Origin of the sequence: Alkalihalophilus lindianensis (genome assembly GCF_032843265.1) — a bacterium.
Taxonomy (GTDB): domain Bacteria; phylum Bacillota; class Bacilli; order Bacillales; family Bacillaceae_D; genus Alkalihalophilus; species Alkalihalophilus lindianensis.
Genome location: NZ_JAWJBA010000002.1, coordinates 151,842 through 171,183, shown reverse-complemented (window position 1 = coordinate 171,183; position 19,342 = coordinate 151,842). Strand labels below are relative to the sequence as shown.

The 19,342-nt window shown below is 42.0% G+C and carries 23 protein-coding genes; 22 read left to right on the top strand and 1 reads right to left on the bottom strand.

The features are described from left to right. The 15 genes from RYX56_RS07630 (at window position 1) to RYX56_RS07560 (ending at window position 12,208) form a co-directional block, all read left to right on the top strand. The gene (locus RYX56_RS07630) at window positions 1-342 is read left to right on the top strand and encodes a phage holin family protein (RefSeq protein ID WP_317121479.1); all 342 of its coding nucleotides are present in this window, start codon (window positions 1-3) and stop codon (window positions 340-342) included. A 205-nt stretch (window positions 343-547) separates the two neighbouring features. Next, entirely contained in the window at window positions 548-1,486 is a 939-nt protein-coding gene (gene hprK, locus RYX56_RS07625; protein WP_317121478.1) for an HPr(Ser) kinase/phosphatase, read from the top strand. A 35-nt stretch (window positions 1,487-1,521) separates the two neighbouring features. Further along, window positions 1,522-2,391 (top strand): prolipoprotein diacylglyceryl transferase, encoded by an 870-nt coding sequence (gene lgt / locus RYX56_RS07620; protein ID WP_317121477.1) that lies wholly within the window; start codon window positions 1,522-1,524, stop codon window positions 2,389-2,391. Window positions 2,392-2,416: 25 nt separating this feature from the next. Further along, on the top strand, window positions 2,417-3,364 hold the full coding sequence (locus RYX56_RS07615) for a nucleoside recognition domain-containing protein (protein WP_317121476.1): 948 nt from the start codon (window positions 2,417-2,419) through the stop codon (window positions 3,362-3,364). Further along, window positions 3,354-3,998 (top strand): pyrophosphatase PpaX, encoded by a 645-nt coding sequence (ppaX, locus tag RYX56_RS07610; RefSeq protein ID WP_317121475.1) that lies wholly within the window; start codon window positions 3,354-3,356, stop codon window positions 3,996-3,998. The genes RYX56_RS07615 and ppaX overlap by 11 nt, the downstream gene beginning before the upstream one ends. Then, window positions 3,995-4,483, top strand: coding sequence for an acyltransferase (locus RYX56_RS07605; protein WP_317121474.1), 489 nt, complete (start codon window positions 3,995-3,997; stop codon window positions 4,481-4,483). Before ppaX ends, RYX56_RS07605 begins: the two co-directional genes overlap by 4 nt. 514 nt (window positions 4,484-4,997) lie before the next feature. Beyond that, a complete protein-coding gene (locus RYX56_RS07600) occupies window positions 4,998-6,179 on the top strand; it encodes an ATP phosphoribosyltransferase regulatory subunit (protein WP_317121473.1) in 1,182 nt (393 codons plus the stop codon). Between the two features lies 1 nt (window position 6,180). Continuing rightward, window positions 6,181-6,819 carry an ATP phosphoribosyltransferase gene (hisG, locus tag RYX56_RS07595; protein WP_317121472.1) on the top strand — a complete coding sequence of 213 codons (639 nt, stop codon included), beginning with the start codon at window positions 6,181-6,183 and terminating at the stop codon, window positions 6,817-6,819. Continuing rightward, window positions 6,816-8,087 (top strand): histidinol dehydrogenase, encoded by a 1,272-nt coding sequence (hisD, locus tag RYX56_RS07590; RefSeq protein WP_317121471.1) that lies wholly within the window; start codon window positions 6,816-6,818, stop codon window positions 8,085-8,087. Before hisG ends, hisD begins: the two co-directional genes overlap by 4 nt. Before the next feature lie 2 nt (window positions 8,088-8,089). After that, complete coding sequence (gene hisB, locus RYX56_RS07585) at window positions 8,090-8,674, top strand: imidazoleglycerol-phosphate dehydratase HisB (protein ID WP_317121470.1); 585 nt, start codon at window positions 8,090-8,092, stop codon at window positions 8,672-8,674. Further along, entirely contained in the window at window positions 8,675-9,319 is a 645-nt protein-coding gene (gene hisH / locus RYX56_RS07580) for an imidazole glycerol phosphate synthase subunit HisH (protein ID WP_317121469.1), read from the top strand. Next, complete coding sequence (hisA, locus tag RYX56_RS07575) at window positions 9,312-10,040, top strand: 1-(5-phosphoribosyl)-5-[(5-phosphoribosylamino)methylideneamino]imidazole-4-carboxamide isomerase (protein ID WP_317121468.1); 729 nt, start codon at window positions 9,312-9,314, stop codon at window positions 10,038-10,040. The genes hisH and hisA overlap by 8 nt, the downstream gene beginning before the upstream one ends. A gap of 6 nt (window positions 10,041-10,046) precedes the next feature. Next, window positions 10,047-10,805 carry an imidazole glycerol phosphate synthase subunit HisF gene (gene hisF / locus RYX56_RS07570; RefSeq protein WP_047973437.1) on the top strand — a complete coding sequence of 253 codons (759 nt, stop codon included), beginning with the start codon at window positions 10,047-10,049 and terminating at the stop codon, window positions 10,803-10,805. Next, the gene (gene hisIE, locus RYX56_RS07565; RefSeq protein ID WP_317121467.1) at window positions 10,802-11,434 is read left to right on the top strand and encodes a bifunctional phosphoribosyl-AMP cyclohydrolase/phosphoribosyl-ATP diphosphatase HisIE; all 633 of its coding nucleotides are present in this window, start codon (window positions 10,802-10,804) and stop codon (window positions 11,432-11,434) included. Before hisF ends, hisIE begins: the two co-directional genes overlap by 4 nt. 255 nt (window positions 11,435-11,689) lie before the next feature. Next, window positions 11,690-12,208, top strand: a complete 519-nt coding sequence (locus RYX56_RS07560; RefSeq protein ID WP_317121930.1) for a DoxX family protein — start codon at window positions 11,690-11,692, stop codon at window positions 12,206-12,208. 42 nt (window positions 12,209-12,250) lie between these two features. On the opposite strand, the gene RYX56_RS07555 is transcribed toward RYX56_RS07560, so the two are convergent. Next, window positions 12,251-13,621 (bottom strand): prepilin-type N-terminal cleavage/methylation domain-containing protein, encoded by a 1,371-nt coding sequence (locus RYX56_RS07555; RefSeq protein WP_317121466.1) that lies wholly within the window; start codon window positions 13,619-13,621, stop codon window positions 12,251-12,253. Window positions 13,622-13,665: 44 nt separating this feature from the next. On the opposite strand from RYX56_RS07555, the gene RYX56_RS07550 reads away from it, so the two are divergent. The 7 genes from RYX56_RS07550 (at window position 13,666) to mgfK (ending at window position 19,247) form a co-directional block, all read left to right on the top strand. Beyond that, window positions 13,666-14,052, top strand: a complete 387-nt coding sequence (locus RYX56_RS07550) for a type IV pilus modification PilV family protein (RefSeq protein ID WP_317121465.1) — start codon at window positions 13,666-13,668, stop codon at window positions 14,050-14,052. 4 nt (window positions 14,053-14,056) lie between these two features. Further along, window positions 14,057-14,425, top strand: a complete 369-nt coding sequence (locus RYX56_RS07545; RefSeq protein WP_317121464.1) for a type II secretion system protein — start codon at window positions 14,057-14,059, stop codon at window positions 14,423-14,425. 92 nt (window positions 14,426-14,517) lie between these two features. Beyond that, a complete protein-coding gene (locus tag RYX56_RS07540) occupies window positions 14,518-15,576 on the top strand; it encodes a tetratricopeptide repeat protein (protein ID WP_317121463.1) in 1,059 nt (352 codons plus the stop codon). 108 nt (window positions 15,577-15,684) lie between these two features. Further along, window positions 15,685-16,626 (top strand): thioredoxin-disulfide reductase, encoded by a 942-nt coding sequence (gene trxB, locus RYX56_RS07535; RefSeq protein WP_317121462.1) that lies wholly within the window; start codon window positions 15,685-15,687, stop codon window positions 16,624-16,626. Between the two features lie 236 nt (window positions 16,627-16,862). Further along, window positions 16,863-17,357 carry an NUDIX hydrolase gene (locus RYX56_RS07530; RefSeq protein WP_317121461.1) on the top strand — a complete coding sequence of 165 codons (495 nt, stop codon included), beginning with the start codon at window positions 16,863-16,865 and terminating at the stop codon, window positions 17,355-17,357. A 52-nt stretch (window positions 17,358-17,409) separates the two neighbouring features. After that, on the top strand, window positions 17,410-18,303 hold the full coding sequence (rapZ, locus tag RYX56_RS07525) for an RNase adapter RapZ (RefSeq protein WP_317121460.1): 894 nt from the start codon (window positions 17,410-17,412) through the stop codon (window positions 18,301-18,303). Next, entirely contained in the window at window positions 18,300-19,247 is a 948-nt protein-coding gene (mgfK, locus tag RYX56_RS07520; protein ID WP_317121459.1) for a gluconeogenesis morphogenetic factor MgfK, read from the top strand. The genes rapZ and mgfK overlap by 4 nt, the downstream gene beginning before the upstream one ends. The last annotated feature ends 95 nt before the right edge of the window (window positions 19,248-19,342 follow it).

The following is a 19,342-nucleotide window of genomic DNA, read 5'->3' as shown; positions in this document are numbered from 1 at the left end:
ATGAGATGGATTGTTGGATTAGTCATAAATGCAGCCATCTTACTGTTAATAGCGTATGTATTTGACGGTTTTGAACTATCCGGTATTGGGGCTGCTCTTATTGCCAGCTTGTTATTAACGATTGTAAATGCCATTGTGAAACCCATTTTGGTTGTGTTAACACTGCCGATTACGATATTAACACTTGGTTTATTCTTATTTGTAGTCAGTGCATTAACCTTATTGCTAACGGCAGCTCTTATGGGAGATGCGTTTGTGATTAATGGATTTGGAATGGCTTTACTGGCATCGATTTTAATCGCTTTGATTCAAACGTTTGTTGTAAAGCCACTTCGTAAATAAGGATAGGTGGAGGTCTAGTCGATCGAACTAGGCCTTTTCCTTGTGTCAAATTAGATAATTCTAGCTAAAAATGCTCTTCATTTGTCACTATTCGACCCCCTTAGGCATTAGAGTTGTTCGTCTTGCTAATCAAAACATGCTAAAATGAAAATTAGGATTTTAAAGAAGTAGATAAATTCGTGTATTCATATAAGGTGGGAAAACAATGGCTAAAGTGACGGCAAATGATTTACTAGAGAATTTTCAGCTAGAATTACTGGCGGGTGAAGAAGGCATCTATCGTCCGATTACGACAAGTGATATTTCAAGACCAGGGATGGAGATGGCTGGTTTCTTTACCTACTATCCTGCAAAGCGTCTGCAATTGCTCGGTCGTACTGAGTTAACGTTTTTTGAGCAGTTGACTCAAGAAGTTAAAGAAGAAAGAATGCTGAAATTATGTACATATGATACTCCTGGGATTATCATTTCGCGTGATAATGAGGCACCTCCTGAGCTATTAGCTGCGGCTGAGAAAAATGGTGTCCCTCTCATGCGCTCGAAACAGACGACCACTCGTTTAAGTAGTAAACTGACGAACTATTTAGAGAGCGAAATGTCTCCTATGACGGCTGTCCATGGAGTACTTGTCGATATCTACGGGATTGGTGTATTAATCACTGGAAACAGTGGTGTGGGGAAAAGTGAAACGGCGCTTGATTTAGTGCGTCGTGGTCACCGACTGGTAGCAGATGATTCGGTTGAAATTCGTCAAGAAAATGAAAATACATTAGTCGGCCGTTCACCTGAGTTAATTCAACATTTATTAGAAATTCGTGGACTAGGGATTATTAATGTGATGACACTATTTGGTGCAGGAGCTGTTCGTCCATTTAAACGCATTGCGTTATGTATTCATTTAGAGCTATGGGATCAAAAGAAAGCATACGATCGCCTTGGCTTAGAAGAGGAAACGATGAAGATTATTGACTCTGAGATTCAGAAATTAACAGTGCCAGTCCGTCCTGGTCGAAACTTAGCCGTTATTATTGAAGTGGCAGCGATGAATTTCCGACTGAAGCGTTTAGGGTATAACGCTGCTGAGGAATTTTCAGAGCGTTTAACAGATGTAATTGAAGAAGGAGATCGTGACGAATTTCATTAAATAATAGTTATAGAGATCGAGAGGAAGTGTAGAAGTTGGAAGAAACCATTGAACCATTTAGTCGAATCTTTTTAGAAATAGGTCCTTTTACAATTTATTGGTACGGGGCCATTATTGGTCTTGGAGTATTTTTGGGGTATATGCTTGCATCGCGTGAGTCGGTACGGCTTGGGATGCCAAAAGAGACCTTCGCAGACTTGTTGTTATTTGCGCTGCCGATCTCCATTATCTCAGCTCGTATTTACTATGTAACCTTTAGATGGGAACAATTTGCTGATGACCCAATCCGTGCCTTCTATATTTGGGAAGGTGGGCTTGCGATTCACGGAGCTATTATAGGGGGAGTTTTAACCACTTATGTATTTGCAAGAAGACATAATCTCACTTTCTGGCAGCTTATCGATGTAGCAGCGCCTAGTCTTTTGCTCGGGCAAGCGATTGGTCGTTGGGGAAATTTTATGAACCAAGAAGTGTATGGTGGACCTGTTACACGGGAGTTTCTAGAAAATATGATGCTGCCTGATTTTATTATTAATCAAATGTTTATTAACGGAACGTATTACCATCCGACGTTCTTATATGAATCGATTTGGAATTTAATCGGTGTCGCTTTATTGCTTTATTTACGTAAGTTGAACTTAAAGCAAGGGGAAATTTTCTTTACGTATCTAATTTGGTATTCAGTTGGTCGATTCTTTCTTGAAGCGATTCGTCTAGATTACTTGTTGATCTTTGGCGTATTAAAAACGGCTCAAGTGATCTCAATTGTATTAGTTATTGGCGCGGTTATTCTTTGGATTTACCGCCGTAAGCAACCTAATACGAAGAGGTATTTAGATCCAGCATTACCACCTAATAAAACAAAGACCAATCCTAAAAAAGCGACAAAGAAAAAGAAGAAGTAAGTCGTGAGTGGGGGAGAGACGCATCATGCTAAAAAGAGGATTGCTGGTTGGACTTCAAACAACGTGGACACTTGGTAAAATCATTTTTCCGATTACGTTAATTGTAACGATATTAGGGCACACTCCTGTTCTTGATTGGTTGGCTGCCCTTCTCGCACCATTGATGGGGTTCATCGGGCTACCAGGGGAAGCGGCCATTCCGTTAGTACTAGGTAATGTGTTGAACTTATATGCCGGGATTGGCGCGATTTTAACGCTCGACCTATCAGTAAAAGAAGTGTTCATTCTAGCTGTGATGCTATCGTTTTCTCATAATCTTTTTGTTGAGTCAGCGGTAGCGACAAAGGTAGGCATCAGGATGAGTGTAGTTTTAGCTGTCCGTGTCGGTCTGGCGTTATTCTCCGCATTCGTGATTCATTGGTTTTGGAGTGGAGGACAAGAGACGGCACAGTATGGCTTTGTTTCTACCACACCTAGTGCAGAACCAACGACTTGGCTTGGGATTGCTTGGTCAGGAGTAGAAAGTGCAACACTTGGCATTTTACAGTTAGCGATGATTGTGATTCCGCTCATGGTGTTTGTTCAAATCATGAAAGAGTTAAACTGGTTACAGGTGATGGCACGTTGGATGGCTCCTTTTACCCGTTTACTCGGTATTCGTGAAAATACATCAACGACTCTTGCATCAGGCTTAGCTTTTGGCTTGGCATACGGTGCGGGTGTGATGATTCAAGCGGTTAAAGAAGATAATGTCTCTAAAAAGGATCTTTATTTAGTCTTTATTTTCCTCGTTGCCTGTCATGCGGTGATTGAAGATACGTTAATCTTTATCCCACTTGGTATCCCAGTCTGGCCGCTCTTACTTATCCGGTTAGTGACGGCGATTGTCTTGACCGTTGCTGTGGCATTTATTTGGAACCGTCTTGAAAAAGATCAAAAGGTAGATAGAAAGGAAGCGACTTATGAGCATTAAAACATTATTATTTGACCTTGATGGTACGTTAATTAATACAAACGATTTAATCATTGCATCCTTCATGCATACACTAGAGCAGTTTAAGCCAGGTGAATATGATCGTGAGAAAGTCATTTCCTTTATTGGACCACCACTAATAGATAGCTTCAAGCAGGTGGATCCTGAGCGTTACGAGGAAATGATTGATGTCTACCGTACTCACAACCACTCGTTTCATGATGAATTGGTGAGAGAGTATGAAGGGGTCTATGAAACGATTAAAGAGCTTCACGAAAAAGGCTATAACCTTGCCATTGTGACCACAAAAATTCGTAAAACGGCATTAATGGGTCTGAAGTTAATGAAGTTAGATGAATTTTTTGACGTTGTTGTTGGTTTAGATGATGTTCAGAATGCGAAGCCTCATACAGAGCCGCTTGAAAAAGCGCTAACGGCACTCGGTGTATCAAAAGAAGGTGCAATGATGATCGGTGATAGCCCACATGATATTGGTGCCGGGAAAAATCTTGGCGTCCCAACAGCAGCCGTGAGTTGGTCGATTAAAGGGGAAGAGGCAATGCGCGCGTTAGAACCTGATTATATCCTTGCTGAGATGAGCGACCTTCTTGATATTGTGGAGGGAAGAAAGTGAGTCGAAAAACAGAGAGCTACCCGGTGAGTACAGCGAATTCTCTTTGGCAAATTTACCGTACAGTTCCGTTTTTGAAAGTCGTTAAAAATTTCATCGTTATCCAAGTCGCCAGGTACACACCTTTTTTAAAGGCGAAAAACTGGCTATATCGGACGTTCCTGCGAATGAAAGTAGGCGATGAGACGGCCGTTGCTTTAATGGTGATGATGGATATTATGTTCCCAGAGCGTATATCGATTGGACGAAACTCGATTATCGGCTACAATACGACGATCCTTGCGCACGAATACTTGATTAAAGAGTATCGACTTGGCGATGTGATCATTGGCGACGAAGTGATGATCGGTGCTAACACGACGATCCTACCAGGTGTAACAATCGGTGACGGAGCGATTGTATCAGCTGGCACCCTCGTCCACCGCGATGTTCCGGCCGGCGCCTTTGTCGGAGGCAACCCGATGCAAATCATAAAAGAACGTGTGTAAAACCGCTTCGGCACAATTTTGTGCTAAGCGGTTTTTAGTTTGTCGCCTTTGAGGGGATGCGGTGGTGGTTTCGCTCATATATGAGGTGGGAATAGGTGGTTCGCACATATATCGCGAATCGCGCACATATATGCCGCCAACTCGCTCCTATATCAGAAATACCGCTCATAAAGGCGAAACGTTCGCTCATACCAGCCCCAATTCCGCTCATACCAATCATTAACGTTTACTCCAAGAGGATTTATAGATGAAAAAGTCGAATAATAAGAAGATGGTGAGAGGATTGAGCCTCCTCCTACTATTTAATAGCGTCACCACTCTAATCACCTCCACACATACTCTCAAAAAAATCAGTCTTTTCTGTTGACGGGTTGAATGACCTCGTGTAGACTACATATAAATTCTTTATTTCGGTACTATATTAGCGAACTAAAGCAAAGGTGTTCGGATAGATGAATAGGTCGCTTACTCTTAGGACTTACTACAAGATAGAGATAACAAGGAGTGGATCGTGATGTCAAAGCCATTTATGTTTGAGAAGCCAATTGGAATGAGAGATACCTTACCAGCTCTTTATAGAACGAAAAAACAAATACGGGACCAGCTCGTAACAGAGATGTCCTTGTGGGGCTATCAAACGATTGATACACCGACCCTTGAATTTTACGATACGGTCGGAGAAGCATCTGCTATCCTCGATCAACAGCTTTTTAAATTACTTGATTCAAAAGGACATACATTGGTGCTACGTCCGGATATGACTGCACCGATTGCCAGACTTGTCGCATCTAGTTTAAAAGAATCAACTTTCCCAGTACGTCTTAATTACCAATCGAATGTCTATCGCGCCCAGCAGCATGAAGGCGGCAAGCCAGCTGAATTTGAACAAGTTGGAGTCGAGTTAATTGGCGATGGAACAGTTAGTGCGGACGGAGAAGTGATTGCGCTTATGATCGCAAGCTTAAAGCGTGCTGGTCTCTCAGGCTTTAAAGTAGCGATCGGTCATGTTGGCTATGTAGATGCGCTTTTACTGGACGTCGTTGGAAATGAAGAGCGCGCACTTGTATTACGCCGCTATTTATATGAGAAGAACTATGTAGGCTTTAAGGAGCATGTTAAAGAACTGAGTTTGTCCTCGATTGATAAAGGTCGTCTTATGAAGCTCCTCAAGCTTCGTGGTGGAAAAGAAGCCCTGAATCAAGCAGCAGAGCTTATCCAGACGGGAAAAGGAGAGCAGGCCCTTGCTGAATTGACTCAATTATGGGACGTTCTTGAGAGCTACGGCATTGATTCATATGTGAAGCTTGATTTGAACCTGGTGCTGCACTTGAGCTATTACACAGGTGTTGTGTTTGAAGGGTATGGAAATGACCTCGGTGTTCCTTTAAGCAGTGGCGGGCGTTACGATCAATTGCTTGAAAAGTTTGATCGCCCAGCTCCAGCAACAGGGTTTGGTGTGCGTCTTGATCTACTCGTAGAAGCAATCGGAAAAACAGCGCAACCTGAAGAAAATGTTTGCGTGATCTTCAGCAAAGAACGTCGTGTGGAAGCAACGAAACTTGCACGGGAAAAGCGTGAAGAAGGCATCTCAGTCGTTCTTCAAGACCTCTCAGGTGTAGGGGATGTTGATCAAATGAGCGAGCAGTATGATGATGTGATTTATTGCATTGGTAAGTCAAAAAAAGGAGGCGAGTAGGATGAGCGAAGTATTAACAGTGGCGATGCCTAAAGGAAGAATATTTGAAGAGGCCGTTGAGCTTTTACGCAGAGCCGGCTACCGCCTCCCAGAAGAATTTGATGATTCGCGGAAATTGATATTAGATGTTGAAGAAGAAAATCTACGCTTCATTTTAGCAAAACCAATGGATGTACCGACCTATGTCGAGCATGGGGTGGCTGACATCGGAGTGGCTGGAAAAGATGTCATGATTGAAGAAGAGCGTGATGTGTATGAAGTGCTTGATTTGAAAATTAGTGCCTGCTATTTAGCGGTTGCCGGCCTTCCGGGGTATGAGAAAAAAGATATCAATCCTAAAGTAGCTTCAAAGTATCCGAATCTTGCAGCTCAATATTTTAAAGAACAAGGCGAGCAAGTCGAGATGATTAAATTGAATGGCTCGATCGAATTAGCCCCACTCATCGGCTTAGCAGATCGTATTGTCGATATCGTTTCAACAGGTCGCACCCTTAAAGAAAATGGTCTGGTAGAGCTTGAAACGATTGTGCCGATCACATCGAGGCTGATCGTGAATCCTGTCAGTTACCGCATGAAAGATGAACAAATCGATCAAATGGTCGAGCGCTTATCAGGCGTCGTGGAGGGGGAACAAGCATGAAAATTGTGCAAGTAACCGACGAAGTCAGCTTAAAGCGTGATCTTGATGCAGGAACAAGTGAACAGCGGGAAGCGGTTGAGAAGATCATTCAAGACGTTCGTGAAAAAGGGGACGCTGCCCTTTTGTCCTACACCGAGAAATTTGATGGTGCGACATTAGACAGTTTACTCGTCGAGAAAGCGGAGGTCAACGCGGCGTATGAACAAATCGACCCTGGTGTATTAAACGCGATCCGAGCGGCAATCGTCAATATCCATGACTTCCACCAACGTCAAGTTCAACAATCATGGATGACAACAAAAGAAGATGGCACGATCCTTGGACAAAAAGTAACACCACTTGATTCAGTCGGACTCTATGTACCAGGCGGGAAAGCAGCATACCCCTCCTCGATTATGATGAATGTGATTCCAGCTCAAGTGGCAGGAGTGAAACAAATTACGATCGTCTCACCCCCACAAAAAGACGGCAGCATCCCAGCAAGTGTTCTTGTTACAGCCAATGAACTAGGCATCACGACGATTTACAAAGTTGGAGGCGCCCAAGCCGTAGCAGCACTCGCATACGGAACAGAGACGATTCAAGCTGTCGATAAAATCACTGGACCAGGCAACATCTATGTCGCTTTGGCAAAACGCGCGGTATTTGGACGAGTTGATATTGACATGATTGCAGGACCGAGTGAAATTGTCGTGTTGGCAGATGAGAATGCCAATGCGCGATACATCGCAGCAGATCTGTTGAGTCAAGCAGAGCATGATGAACGAGCATCGGCCGTACTTGTGACACCAAGTCAGGACCTTGCTGATGAAGTGAAAGCGGAGGTCATTCGTCAGCTTGAAACCTTGCCGAAGCGAGAAATTGCCCAAGCATCGATTCAAGATTATGGAGCCATTTATGTGACGAAGGATTTAGAAGAAGCCGTGAATGTAACTAATGAACTGGCACCAGAACATCTGGAGATCCTTACAGAGGATGCGATGTCACTTGTTGGTCGTATCCGCCATGCGGGAGCGATTTTCGTTGGACCATACAGCTCAGAGCCAGTGGGTGATTACTTTGCCGGACCGAACCATGTGTTACCGACAAATGGCACCGCACGCTTTTCAAGCCCATTAAGTGTCGATGATTTTGTCAAGAAATCAAGTGTGATTAGCTACAGCAAACAGGCAATGAAGCAGAACGGAGCAAGCATTTCAGCCCTTGCTAGATTAGAAGGATTAGAAGCACATGCAAGAGCAATCGATATTAGGTTGGAGGATGAATAGAGATGAGACAAGCTAGACTGGCAAGAAAGACTGGAGAAACAGATATTGTTCTTGATTTTTCAATTGATGGGGAAGGTACTTCTAAGCTTGAGACAGGCGTTCCATTTCTCACTCATATGCTTGATTTGTTTACGAAGCACGGCCATTTCGATTTAACGGTTGATGCGAATGGTGACACAGAAGTAGATGATCATCACACAACGGAGGACATCGGTATTTGTCTTGGCTTAGCTTTAAAGGAAGCTTTAGGAGATAAAAAAGGGATTAAACGTTATGGTAGTGCCTTTGTACCAATGGATGAAACACTCGCTCAAGTCGTCGTAGACTTAAGCAACCGTCCGCATCTTGAATTCCGTGCTGAGTTTCCAAGTCAAAAGGTCGGAACCTTTGATACGGAGCTTGTTCATGAATTCTTATGGAAGTTCGCTCTTGAAGCAAGAATGAATTTACATGTGATTGTTCATTATGGACACAACACCCACCACATCATAGAAGCGATCTTTAAAGCCCTTGCACGTGCATTAGATGAAGCAACAACGATTGATAACCGTGTTAAAGGGGTTCCATCAACGAAAGGAATGTTGTAAATGATTGGCATTGTCGATTATGGTATGGGGAATTTACATAGTGTGAGTAAAGCGCTTGAGCGTTTGGATATCCCTTATTTCCTCTCCGATCAAACGGCTGAACTGGAAAAAGCTGATGGCTTGATCTTGCCAGGAGTAGGAGCCTTTCGTGATGGGGCAAGTATCTTAAAGGAAACGGGCTTATCGATCTTCTTGAGTAATTGGGCCAAAGAGGGCAAGCCACTTCTAGGGATTTGTCTTGGAATGCAGCTTCTTTTTGAGGAAAGTGAAGAACATGGCTTAACGGCTGGTCTTGGGTTGCTTCCGGGACGGGTCGAGCGTTTTAGTGGCAAGGATGAAGCGGGTAACCTCTACAAAGTCCCTCATATGGGCTGGAATAAACTGATGTTCCAAAAGCCTGATCACCTTTTACTGAAAAATGTGGAAGAAGGGTATGTGTATTTTGTTCATTCATATGTCGTGAAAACAGACGACACAGACGTTTTACTGGCAACAAGTGAGTATGGACGAGTCGTACCAGCCGTTGTCGGACGTGACAATGTCCTAGGTACACAGTTCCATCCAGAAAAAAGTAGTTCAGTCGGCATGTCTATTTTGAAAAACTATGTAGCATTTGTCGAGAGGGGAGCGGTTGCACGTGGCTAAGTTTGAGATTTATCCAGCAATTGATATGCGAGACGGAAAATGTGTGAGGTTAGTGCAAGGAGATTACAATCAAGAGACGATATACGGAGATTCCCCGTTTGATATGGCAAGGGCGTTTGCAGACGCTGGTGCTAAATGGATTCATATGGTGGATTTAGACGGAGCGAGAGCAAAGACACGCATTAATCACGAGCATGTCGTCAAGGTGGCAAAGGAATTAGATGTGTCTGTTCAAGTTGGTGGAGGTATCCGCACAGCTGAAGACATTGCTTATTACTTAGAGCGCGGGGTGGATCGTGTTATTTTAGGAAGTGTGGCGGTAAACAACCCAGCCTTTACAAAAGAAATGCTCTCTACATATGGTGGCGAAAAAATAGCCATTGGTCTAGATGCTCGTGATGGATATGTCGCAACAGACGGCTGGCTTGAAACATCGTCTGTCCAAGCGGTTGACCTTGCTAATGAGCTTGCAAGACACGGGGCTGAAGTGTTTATCTTTACCGATATTTCACGAGACGGAATGTTATCTGGTCCAAATACAGAAGCGATTGCCAAGCTAAGCGAAGCAACAGGGAAAGAAGTGATTGCTTCAGGCGGCGTTAGTAATTTATCAGATCTTAAAGACCTTCGTGAACATCCAAGTAAGATCGGTGGAGCAATCGTTGGAAAAGCTCTTTATACGAATCAGTTCACGCTTGAAGAAGCCCTAAAAGGAGAGTGATAACACGTGCTGACAAAACGAATGATTCCGTGTTTGGATGTAAAAGAAGGCCGTGTTGTCAAAGGGATTCAATTTGTTGACCTTCGTGATGCTGGAGATCCGGTTGAATTGGCCGCTTTCTATGATGAGCAAGGCGCTGATGAACTGGTCTTCTTAGATATTTCTGCTTCGCATGAAGGCCGCGAGACGATGGTTGAAGTCGTGGAAGAAGTAGCTGGTAAGCTTGCGATTCCATTTACGGTAGGCGGTGGGATCAATACGCTTGAAGATATGAAGCGAGTCTTGCGTGCTGGAGCTGACAAGGTGTCTTTGAACACAGCAGCTGTGAAGCGTCCTGAACTGATTCGTGAAGGGGCGGATTTCTTTGGATCGCAATGCATTGTCGTGGCGATTGATGCGAAATATGACGAGGAACTTGGTTCATGGCGTATTTACACGCATGGTGGACGCCAAGCGACTGAATGGGAAGTGCGTGACTGGGCGAAGGAAGCGACGCGACTTGGTGCAGGTGAGATCTTGCTGACGAGTATGGATCAAGATGGGGCAAAAACGGGGTTTGATCTCGCGTTAACTAAAGCTGTTAATGAAGTCGTTACCGTACCTGTGATTGCCTCAGGTGGAGCAGGAAAGAAGGAAGATTTTGCTGATGTGTTTAAAGAAGCAAACGCTGATGCTGCACTTGCTGCTTCCATTTTTCATTACAAAGAAACATCTGTTGAAGAAGTGAAGACGTATTTAAAAGAGGAAGGGGTGCTCGTTCGATGAGTGTAGACAAAATTAAATTTGACGAACGCGGACTAGTGCCAGCGATTGTTCAAGATGCAACGAGTAAAGAAGTGCTGACACTTGCTTATATGAACAAGGAATCCCTTGAAAAATCAATGGAAACAAGAGAAACATGGTTCTATAGCCGTTCTCGTGAAGAGCTTTGGCATAAAGGAGCCACTTCAGGTAACACACAAACAATCGCTGATATGCGCTACGATTGTGATGCTGATGCATTAGTTGTTCTCGTGACACCAGCAGGTCCTGCATGTCATAAAGGGGATTACACGTGCTTTAGTGATTCATTGTTTGGGGAAAATGTACGCATAAATCCAACAAGATTTGCAATTATTGATGAGCTTGAGCAAGTGATTGCCCAACGCGAAGCAGAAATGCCAGAAGGAGCGTACACGACCTATCTATTTGAAAAAGGGGTCGATAAGATTTTGAAGAAAGTTGGCGAGGAAGCAGGCGAAGTCATTATCGCTGCGAAAAACCGTGACCCAGAAGAATTAAAATGGGAAGTGGCCGACTTGCTTTATCACGTGTTAGTCCTATTACGAGAGCAAAAACTTCCGCTTGATGAAGTACTATCGGTACTTGAAGAGCGTCATAAACCAAAATCATAAACTAGAAGAAGGCCTATTTGGAATCAAGTAGGTCTTCATTTTTGTTCTATTAGATATAATTTGCTCAACATTTCACAAACCGGCCACAAAAGATGCGGGATTGTGATTAAATTCACAAACTTTTGATAGTATACTATGAGTGTAAGGAAGTTAGTGATCGCTAACCCAAATTGATTTTTTTACGTATATATGTGAATGTTTTCACAAACTATTAAAAATGAAAATGGTATCTAATTTATTGAGGAGGAATATATGATGTTTATGAACTTTTTGCGTAAGAATCGTTATGCTGCAGGAGCTTTAACTGTAATTAGGTTGTATATTGGGTGGATGTGGCTAACTGCTGGATTTGGAAAAATCACTGGTGGGTTTAATGCGGAAGGGTATTTAATGGGGGTGGTGAATAACGAAGCCGTTCTCGAACAATATCCCAATTACTTCGCCTTCATTGAAGGATTTGCTGTACCGAATGCAGAGGTTTTTAGCTTCATGGTCGCTTGGGGAGAGTTCCTTGTCGGGCTTGGATTAATCTTAGGCGTCTTTACCACTGCTGCTGCATTCTTTGGAGTAATGATGAACTTTGCCTTCTTATTTGCTGGAACCATTTCAACTAATCCATGGATGATCTTATTTAGTATCTTCCTCTTAGCTGCAGGAGCCAATACAGGACGATTTGGTGGTGACCGTTGGGTAGTGCCGTATGTGAAAGGAATGTTTAAGAGAGACGAGAGAAGAGATAATGGTGTTAGGGAAGAACGGGTGAAGGTAGCATAGAGTAATAGAAAGGACGCTTGATATTCAAGCGTCCTTTCGTATTTATTGGAGTGGGAAGTCTTCAGGGGTGCTAATATAATCGGTAATATTTCTAAATGTAACGGTGGAGCCACCACTCGTTACGTGGAATCCATCTCGTGCAATCACAAGCCCTTCAAAAGATTGACCATTAAAGGTCACTTTTCCATTCGGTGCAAATAAAACGCCAGTCATTTGCAAACTACCACCAGAAATGTTGATATCGCCAGTACTGACAACAATAGCATTTGTAAAAGAGCTGATAAACTGACCAGAGCTAGAGGTATAACTTTGAATCGAGATATTCCCCCCGAATACTTTCATGCCACTTGGTCGAACGGTCTGGTCGTAGCCCTTCGTTACATACCACTCATCCTCACGCAATGATGGAATAGGAAAGTCAGGCATCTCAAAGCTAGGGACATCAGATACACGGATGACTTTGTCTAATATTGATTGTCTGTAATCATCTGGATGAGTGAGTGTACCTGTATAATAAATAGTAGAATTGGGAGATAAGGTAGGTGTCCACCCTAATTCCACATCTCCATTTACATAGACATTTCCAAATATATTTGCATCTTTTAAGCGGAAGTTTCCATTTACGTACACATCACCGTAAATATTGCGAGAGCCTCTCCATAGCGAAAGATTATTATTCACGTAAATGTTTCCCGGCTGTGTTCTTGATCCAAGTCCAGCGCTTCCACCATCGATGTCTACAATCCCGCCAATATAGATATTGGAGACATTATTGAATGCTCCGCCATTTAGTTGACTACCAGATAGGTTTCCTTGAATAACCATTGTCGCATTTGGTCCATTTACCTGATTGCCGCTAAATGAAAATTGGCTTCCGTAAACAAACACATTTCTATTCGGGTCAGAAATATAATCAAAGAAATCATTCTCAGGTGGATCAGGATCTTCGGGGTCTGCTTCAGGTGGCTCATATGAAGCAATCTTCTCAATAGCAGTATTCACTTCAAAATCATAGGAATGAACCTTATCTTCAATCGTGAATGCAATATAAAGGGTTTCATTAGGGTCTGTTTCGCAAAGGTCACAGTTTATTGAAGTGCCATTATCAGATAGAGACCACGTAACTCCACCATTTCTTAATTCGAATTGTGTTAATTGGGTATCGTCTGGTATAAGTGATAGTAAGTCCTCTGAATTAATCCCCTCATCATCTTGATGTTTCTGCCTCAGTTGAGTGATAATGATGTTTGCTTCCTGTCTTAAGTTAATATGTGAGGTTGTGTTTTCATTAAATGTCACAGTGGTTGTTAATACACCGTATGTAATACCGATAAGTATAGAAGAGATAACCAAAGTGGCTAACACTTCAAGTAAGGTAAACCCAGATTGTTTGGAAAGATATTTTTTAAACATAGATGGTCCACCTCAAATTGTAATGATAGGAAGGAGTATTCTAGATGAAATATTTTAATCGATATGTTAATAATACAGGATTAACACTAATAGAACTACTTGCTTCCATCACCTTGCTTAGTATTGTCATCATTATTTTCCTCAGTATTTTCTCTCAATCTATGATTTGGTCTTCAAAGGTAGAAGACCGTCTAACCGCTGTGAATCTAGCAGAAAGAGTATTGTATGAGGCTCGAACTGATTCGGTACCTACTCAACCAATCACTTTGAATGGAAAAAACTATTACTTTGAAATAGATTATCCTGTTAGTGATGTTATCGATCTAGAAGAAAGCTTAGGGTTAACTCGAATACATGTGAAGATTTGTGATGAATTACCGTGTTCAAAAGTTGAATCCGAAATATATGGCTATATCGAGCAGGAGGATTAAAAAGATGAAGATGAAGATGATCAAAAATCAACGTGGCTATGCACTTTTAATCGTCCTTCTCATCATAACAGTAATAGGAATATTTGCTCCTATTCTAATTTCAAATCTAATGAACAGCTCGATCCAATTTGAAAAGGCAGAACAAGATATACAATTGCAAAAAGTGAAAGAAATGGGGGAGATGTATGCTGAACGAGCACTAGTCAATGCTAGTTCCAATCAAGAGCTTAGGGGATACGGCTTTGATGTGTCTGAGGGCAGTGACCAGGCCAGCATGACGATCGACTTGGACCCTACAACGAGATTTCATATTTTGATCGAAAATATCAATGGAACACCCAATATTACCGTCACTCCATATGTCGAACCTTGAAAAAGTGATCTACCTTAATTCCCCTTCCCCACGATCACTCCATTTATTGTATACTTAAGCGTATGAATGCAAAGCTGGAGGAATCGAACTTCATGAATTTCACACCTGAAAATGAACAAGAAAACCGAAATGTTGTCCCTTTTTATAGAAGTGGCGATTATTTCTTTCATAGAGGCATTATTGCTTATCGAAAAAACCATTTAAAGCGAGCAGTGAAGTTATTTGAGCGTGCTGTGAAGCTTACAGATAAAGAGCCAGTCTTTCATGTTCAATTGGCTGCGGTTCTCTCAGAGATCGGACAGTATGAACGTTCAAATGATATTCTTTCAATGGTTCTAGCTAAACACGGAGATGTGCAATCGGAATGTTATTTCTTTATGGCTAATAACTATGCGTATCTTGGTTTATTTGAAAAAGCTGAAGAGGCTGCTAAACGTTATATGGTTCTAACACCAGGTGGCGAATTCTTTCGTGATGCAGGGGACTTGTTGGAGCTTATGCAAGTTGAACAAAATGAGAAGGATGAAGACGAAGAAGAGTGGGATGAACTCGACTTATCTTCTGATGAATACATTATTGAACACGACCGTGCTCGGACGTTATTAAAAAAGGGAAAGCCCGAAGAGGCCATTCCCATTTTGCAACATATTATCGAAGAGCATCCCACCTGCTGGGCAGCGCATAATCATTTAGCCGAAGCTTTATTTCGGTTAGGTGATGATTCGGCGTTTGAAATTAGTCAAAACGTGCTAGAAGAAGATGAGGGGAATCTTTTTGCCTTATGCAATTTAGCTGTCTTCTTTACGTTGCAACAGGAAAAAGAGAAAGCTGCTCCATTTATAAATGCTATTAAACGCATTTATCCGCTAGATATCGAACATCATATGAAGGTAGCACAAGTGTTAGCGGCAGTAGGTGATTATGAGCAAGTCATTAGTCGAATTATTCGTGTCGAACCATTCTTACTTGAGCGCGAACCGGATCTTTTTCACTGTCTTGCAGTGGCTTATTATCAAACCGATCAACAAGAAAAGGCTTTGTTTTATTGGAGACGAGCAGAACGATTAGGGAATACAATCGCCGGAGACCTCCTTCTGAAGATAGAACAAAAACAGCTACAGGATAACGAACTATCATACCGTCTATGGTAATTGTTAAGAAATTATGTAGTTTGAGCATATAAGTAGACACTTATATGTTACTTGTTTACGATGGGGATATAATCTATTAATTAGTAGTGAATCAAGGAGTGGATCAGGATGAGTGAAGAAAAAATGTATGATGTAATTATTGCAGGGGCAGGTCCAGCAGGTATGACTGCGGCTGTATATACATCTCGTGCAAACCTTAGCACGATTATGCTTGAGCGTGGGGTTCCTGGTGGACAAATGGCAAATACTGAAGATGTTGAGAACTACCCAGGTTTTGATCACATTCTAGGGCCTGAATTATCAACAAAAATGTTTGAGCACGCAAAGAAATTTGGTGCTGAATATGGATATGGTGATGTAAAAGAAATTGTTGATCATAGCGACTATAAAGTAGTGAAAGCAGGCAGCAAAGAGTACAAAGCGCGTTCTGTGATTGTGGCAACTGGTGCTGAGTACAAGAAGCTAGGAATTCCTGGGGAAAAAGAATTAAGTGGTCGCGGTGTATCTTACTGTGCAGTATGTGACGGTGCTTTCTTTAAAGGGAAAGAGCTTGTCGTTATTGGTGGAGGTGACTCTGCTGTTGAAGAAGCGGTTTACCTAACACGATTTGCTTCAAAAGTAACGGTTATTCACCGTCGTGATCAATTACGTGCCCAAAAAATCCTTCAAGATCGTGCGTTTAACAACGATAAGATTGAATTCATTTGGAATCATGTCGTCAATGAAATCAACGCAGATGGTGGAAAAGTAGGCAGCGTATCAATTGAGAACACTGAGACAGGTGAGAAGAAAGACTTTAAAACAGACGGTGTCTTCATCTATATCGGGATGCTTCCACTTAATGCAAGTGTCAAAGACCTTGGTATTTTAAATGAAGAAGGGTATGTTGTCACAAATGAGGAGATGGAAACGAAAGTTCCTGGCATTTATGCAGCAGGGGATATTCGTGAAAAATCTCTGCGTCAAATTGTAACAGCAACTGGAGATGGAAGTCTGGCAGCCCAAAATGTGCAACATTATCTTGAAAGTCTCGCAGAAGGAACAAAATAATTCAAAAAACTACAGAAAAAAACGTAATTCGGTCTTAATGAGTTTGTAACAAGTATGAAATAAATATGGGGTATCATATAAATAAGTAATTGACCCCCTTTTTTATATAATTTGCACGGACATCTTGTCCGTGCCCTTTTTTTGTCTTTTTTTAAACGTTTTTGTAAAAAGTTCCTTTATGTAAATTTTCCCTAATTCAAGTAATTGTGACGATATCAAAATGAATGTATAATAAAATGGAGATAGAACGTGAGGTGAAGCTGTTGCAAAGGGTTACAAACTGTGTACTCGTAAATGATGATAAAGCGTTATTACTCCAGAAACCCCGTAGAGGCTGGTGGGTGGCACCAGGCGGAAAGATGGAGTCAGGAGAATCAATTAAAGAAACTGTAACAAGAGAATTCCGTGAAGAAACGGGGCTTCTTGTGAAGGATGCAGAGCTACGTGCGGTTTTTTCAATGGTCATTATAGAAAATGATGCGATAAAGTCTGAGTGGATGATGTTTACATTTCAAGCGACACAGTTTGAAGGTGAACAGCTTGATCAGTCACCAGAGGGAGAACTAGCTTGGCAAGCCCTTGACCAAATTAGTGGATTACCTATGGCTGAAGGAGATAAACAACTTTTTCGCCATGTGCTAGAACGTGACGATATTATGTATGGTACGTTTCATTACACACCAGATTTTAAGTTACTTTCTTACCGACTAGATCCGGATCCATCAGCTTAAAACATATACTTACTAAATAAAATGATCTTATAGAAGAGCAGGTGAGAAGGTTATGACCAACAAGGAAGAAATTCAAATTGTGATTATAACAGGAATGTCAGGGGCTGGTAAAACCGTTGCCGTACAAAGTTTTGAAGACTTAGGATATTTCTGTGTAGATAATCTGCCGCCTGCTTTAATACCAAAGTTTGTTGATCTCTTAAAAGGTTCCAATGGGACAATGAATAAAGTGGCACTTGTTATTGATCTAAGAGGAAAAGCCTTCTTTGATCATTTGTTTGAAGCAATTGATATTATTAGCAACACAACAAACATTCAACTTGAAATGCAGATCTTATTTTTAGATGCGAAGGATGCCAAGCTTGTTCAACGTTACAAGGAAACAAGACGTTCTCATCCGCTCGCCAAAAATGGTTTGCCTCTTGAGGGAATTAAAAAAGAGCGAGAGTTATTAGAAGAATTAAAAGGCCGTGCCCAACAAATTATTGATACAACGGAAATGAAGCCGATTCAATTAAGAGAGCGGATCATCCAACGTTTTAAAACAACGGATCGTCATCCATTCTCGATAAATTTAATGTCCTTCGGCTTTAAATATGGGATTCCGATTGATGCTGATCTCGTATTTGATGTGAGGTTCTTACCAAACCCTCACTACGTGGATCATCTTCGACCTAAAACGGGATTGAATGAGGAAGTTTCCTCCTATGTTTTAAAGTGGAGTGAGACGCAAACATTTATTGAAAAGCTGCGCGATCTATTAACATATATGCTTCCTCAATATAAGCGTGAAGGGAAAAGCCAAGTAGTCATTGGAATCGGATGTACAGGTGGTAAACACCGTTCCGTTACGCTAGCAGAATATTTTGGAGAGGCTTTTTCGAGTGAGTATGTGATGCATGTCAGTCATAGAGATATTGAGAAGGGGAAGGAAAAATCAACGTGAAACAAAAAAAAATTGTTGTAATCGGCGGAGGAACAGGACTATCTGTATTACTTCGAGGATTAAAGACATTTCCTGTTTCCATCACGGCGATTGTAACAGTGGCTGATGATGGGGGGAGTTCTGGTCGTCTCAGGCAAGAACTAAATATTCCGCCACCTGGGGATGTACGAAATGTCCTTGTCGCTTTGGCGGAAGTGGAACCGTTAGTAGAAGAATTATTTCAACATCGTTTTGCCAATGGAAATGGCCTATCAGGTCACTCTCTAGGCAATTTACTTCTTGCTGGCATGACCTCCATCACTGGTGATTTTGCGAGAGGGATAACAGAGCTGAGTAAGGTTCTTAACGTAAGGGGTAAAGTCCTTCCAGCTGCCAATCGCAGTGTTGTTCTTCACGGAGAGATGGAGGATGGTACGATTGTTACTGGGGAATCGAAAATACCTCTTGAACAGAAGCGAATTAAGCGAGTGTTTTTAACGCCTGATGATGTCGAACCACTTCCAGAGAGCTTGCGTGAAATTCGCAATGCTGACTTAATTGTCCTTGGGCCTGGGAGTCTATATACAAGTGTGTTACCGAACTTGCTTGTACCGGGTATTAGTGAAGCGGTTTCGGAATCGAAGGCTAAAAAGGTATATATTTGTAATGTAATGACACAAAGCGGGGAAACCGACGATTATTCCGCCTCGGAACACCTCGATGCGTTGTTTTCTCATTGTGGAAAAGGTATGATAGATGAGATCCTAGTTCATGGATCACCTATGTCCCAGGAAGTAAGAGATCATTATGCAAAAGAGGATGCTGTACCTGTAGTAGTTGACTTCGATAAACTGCATGATCAAGGGGTGGGCATCATCTGTGATCACTTCGTTTTAGAATACGGACGAATGGTCAGACACGATGCTGCTAAAGTGTCGAAAGCATTAATTGATACATTGAAATAATAAATAAGGTCATGAGAAAACTGGCGTGTGGTTTAGCAAAAGATGAACAGAACAGATAGATGCAAAGATCATGAATGCGTGCTACACGGCTGAAA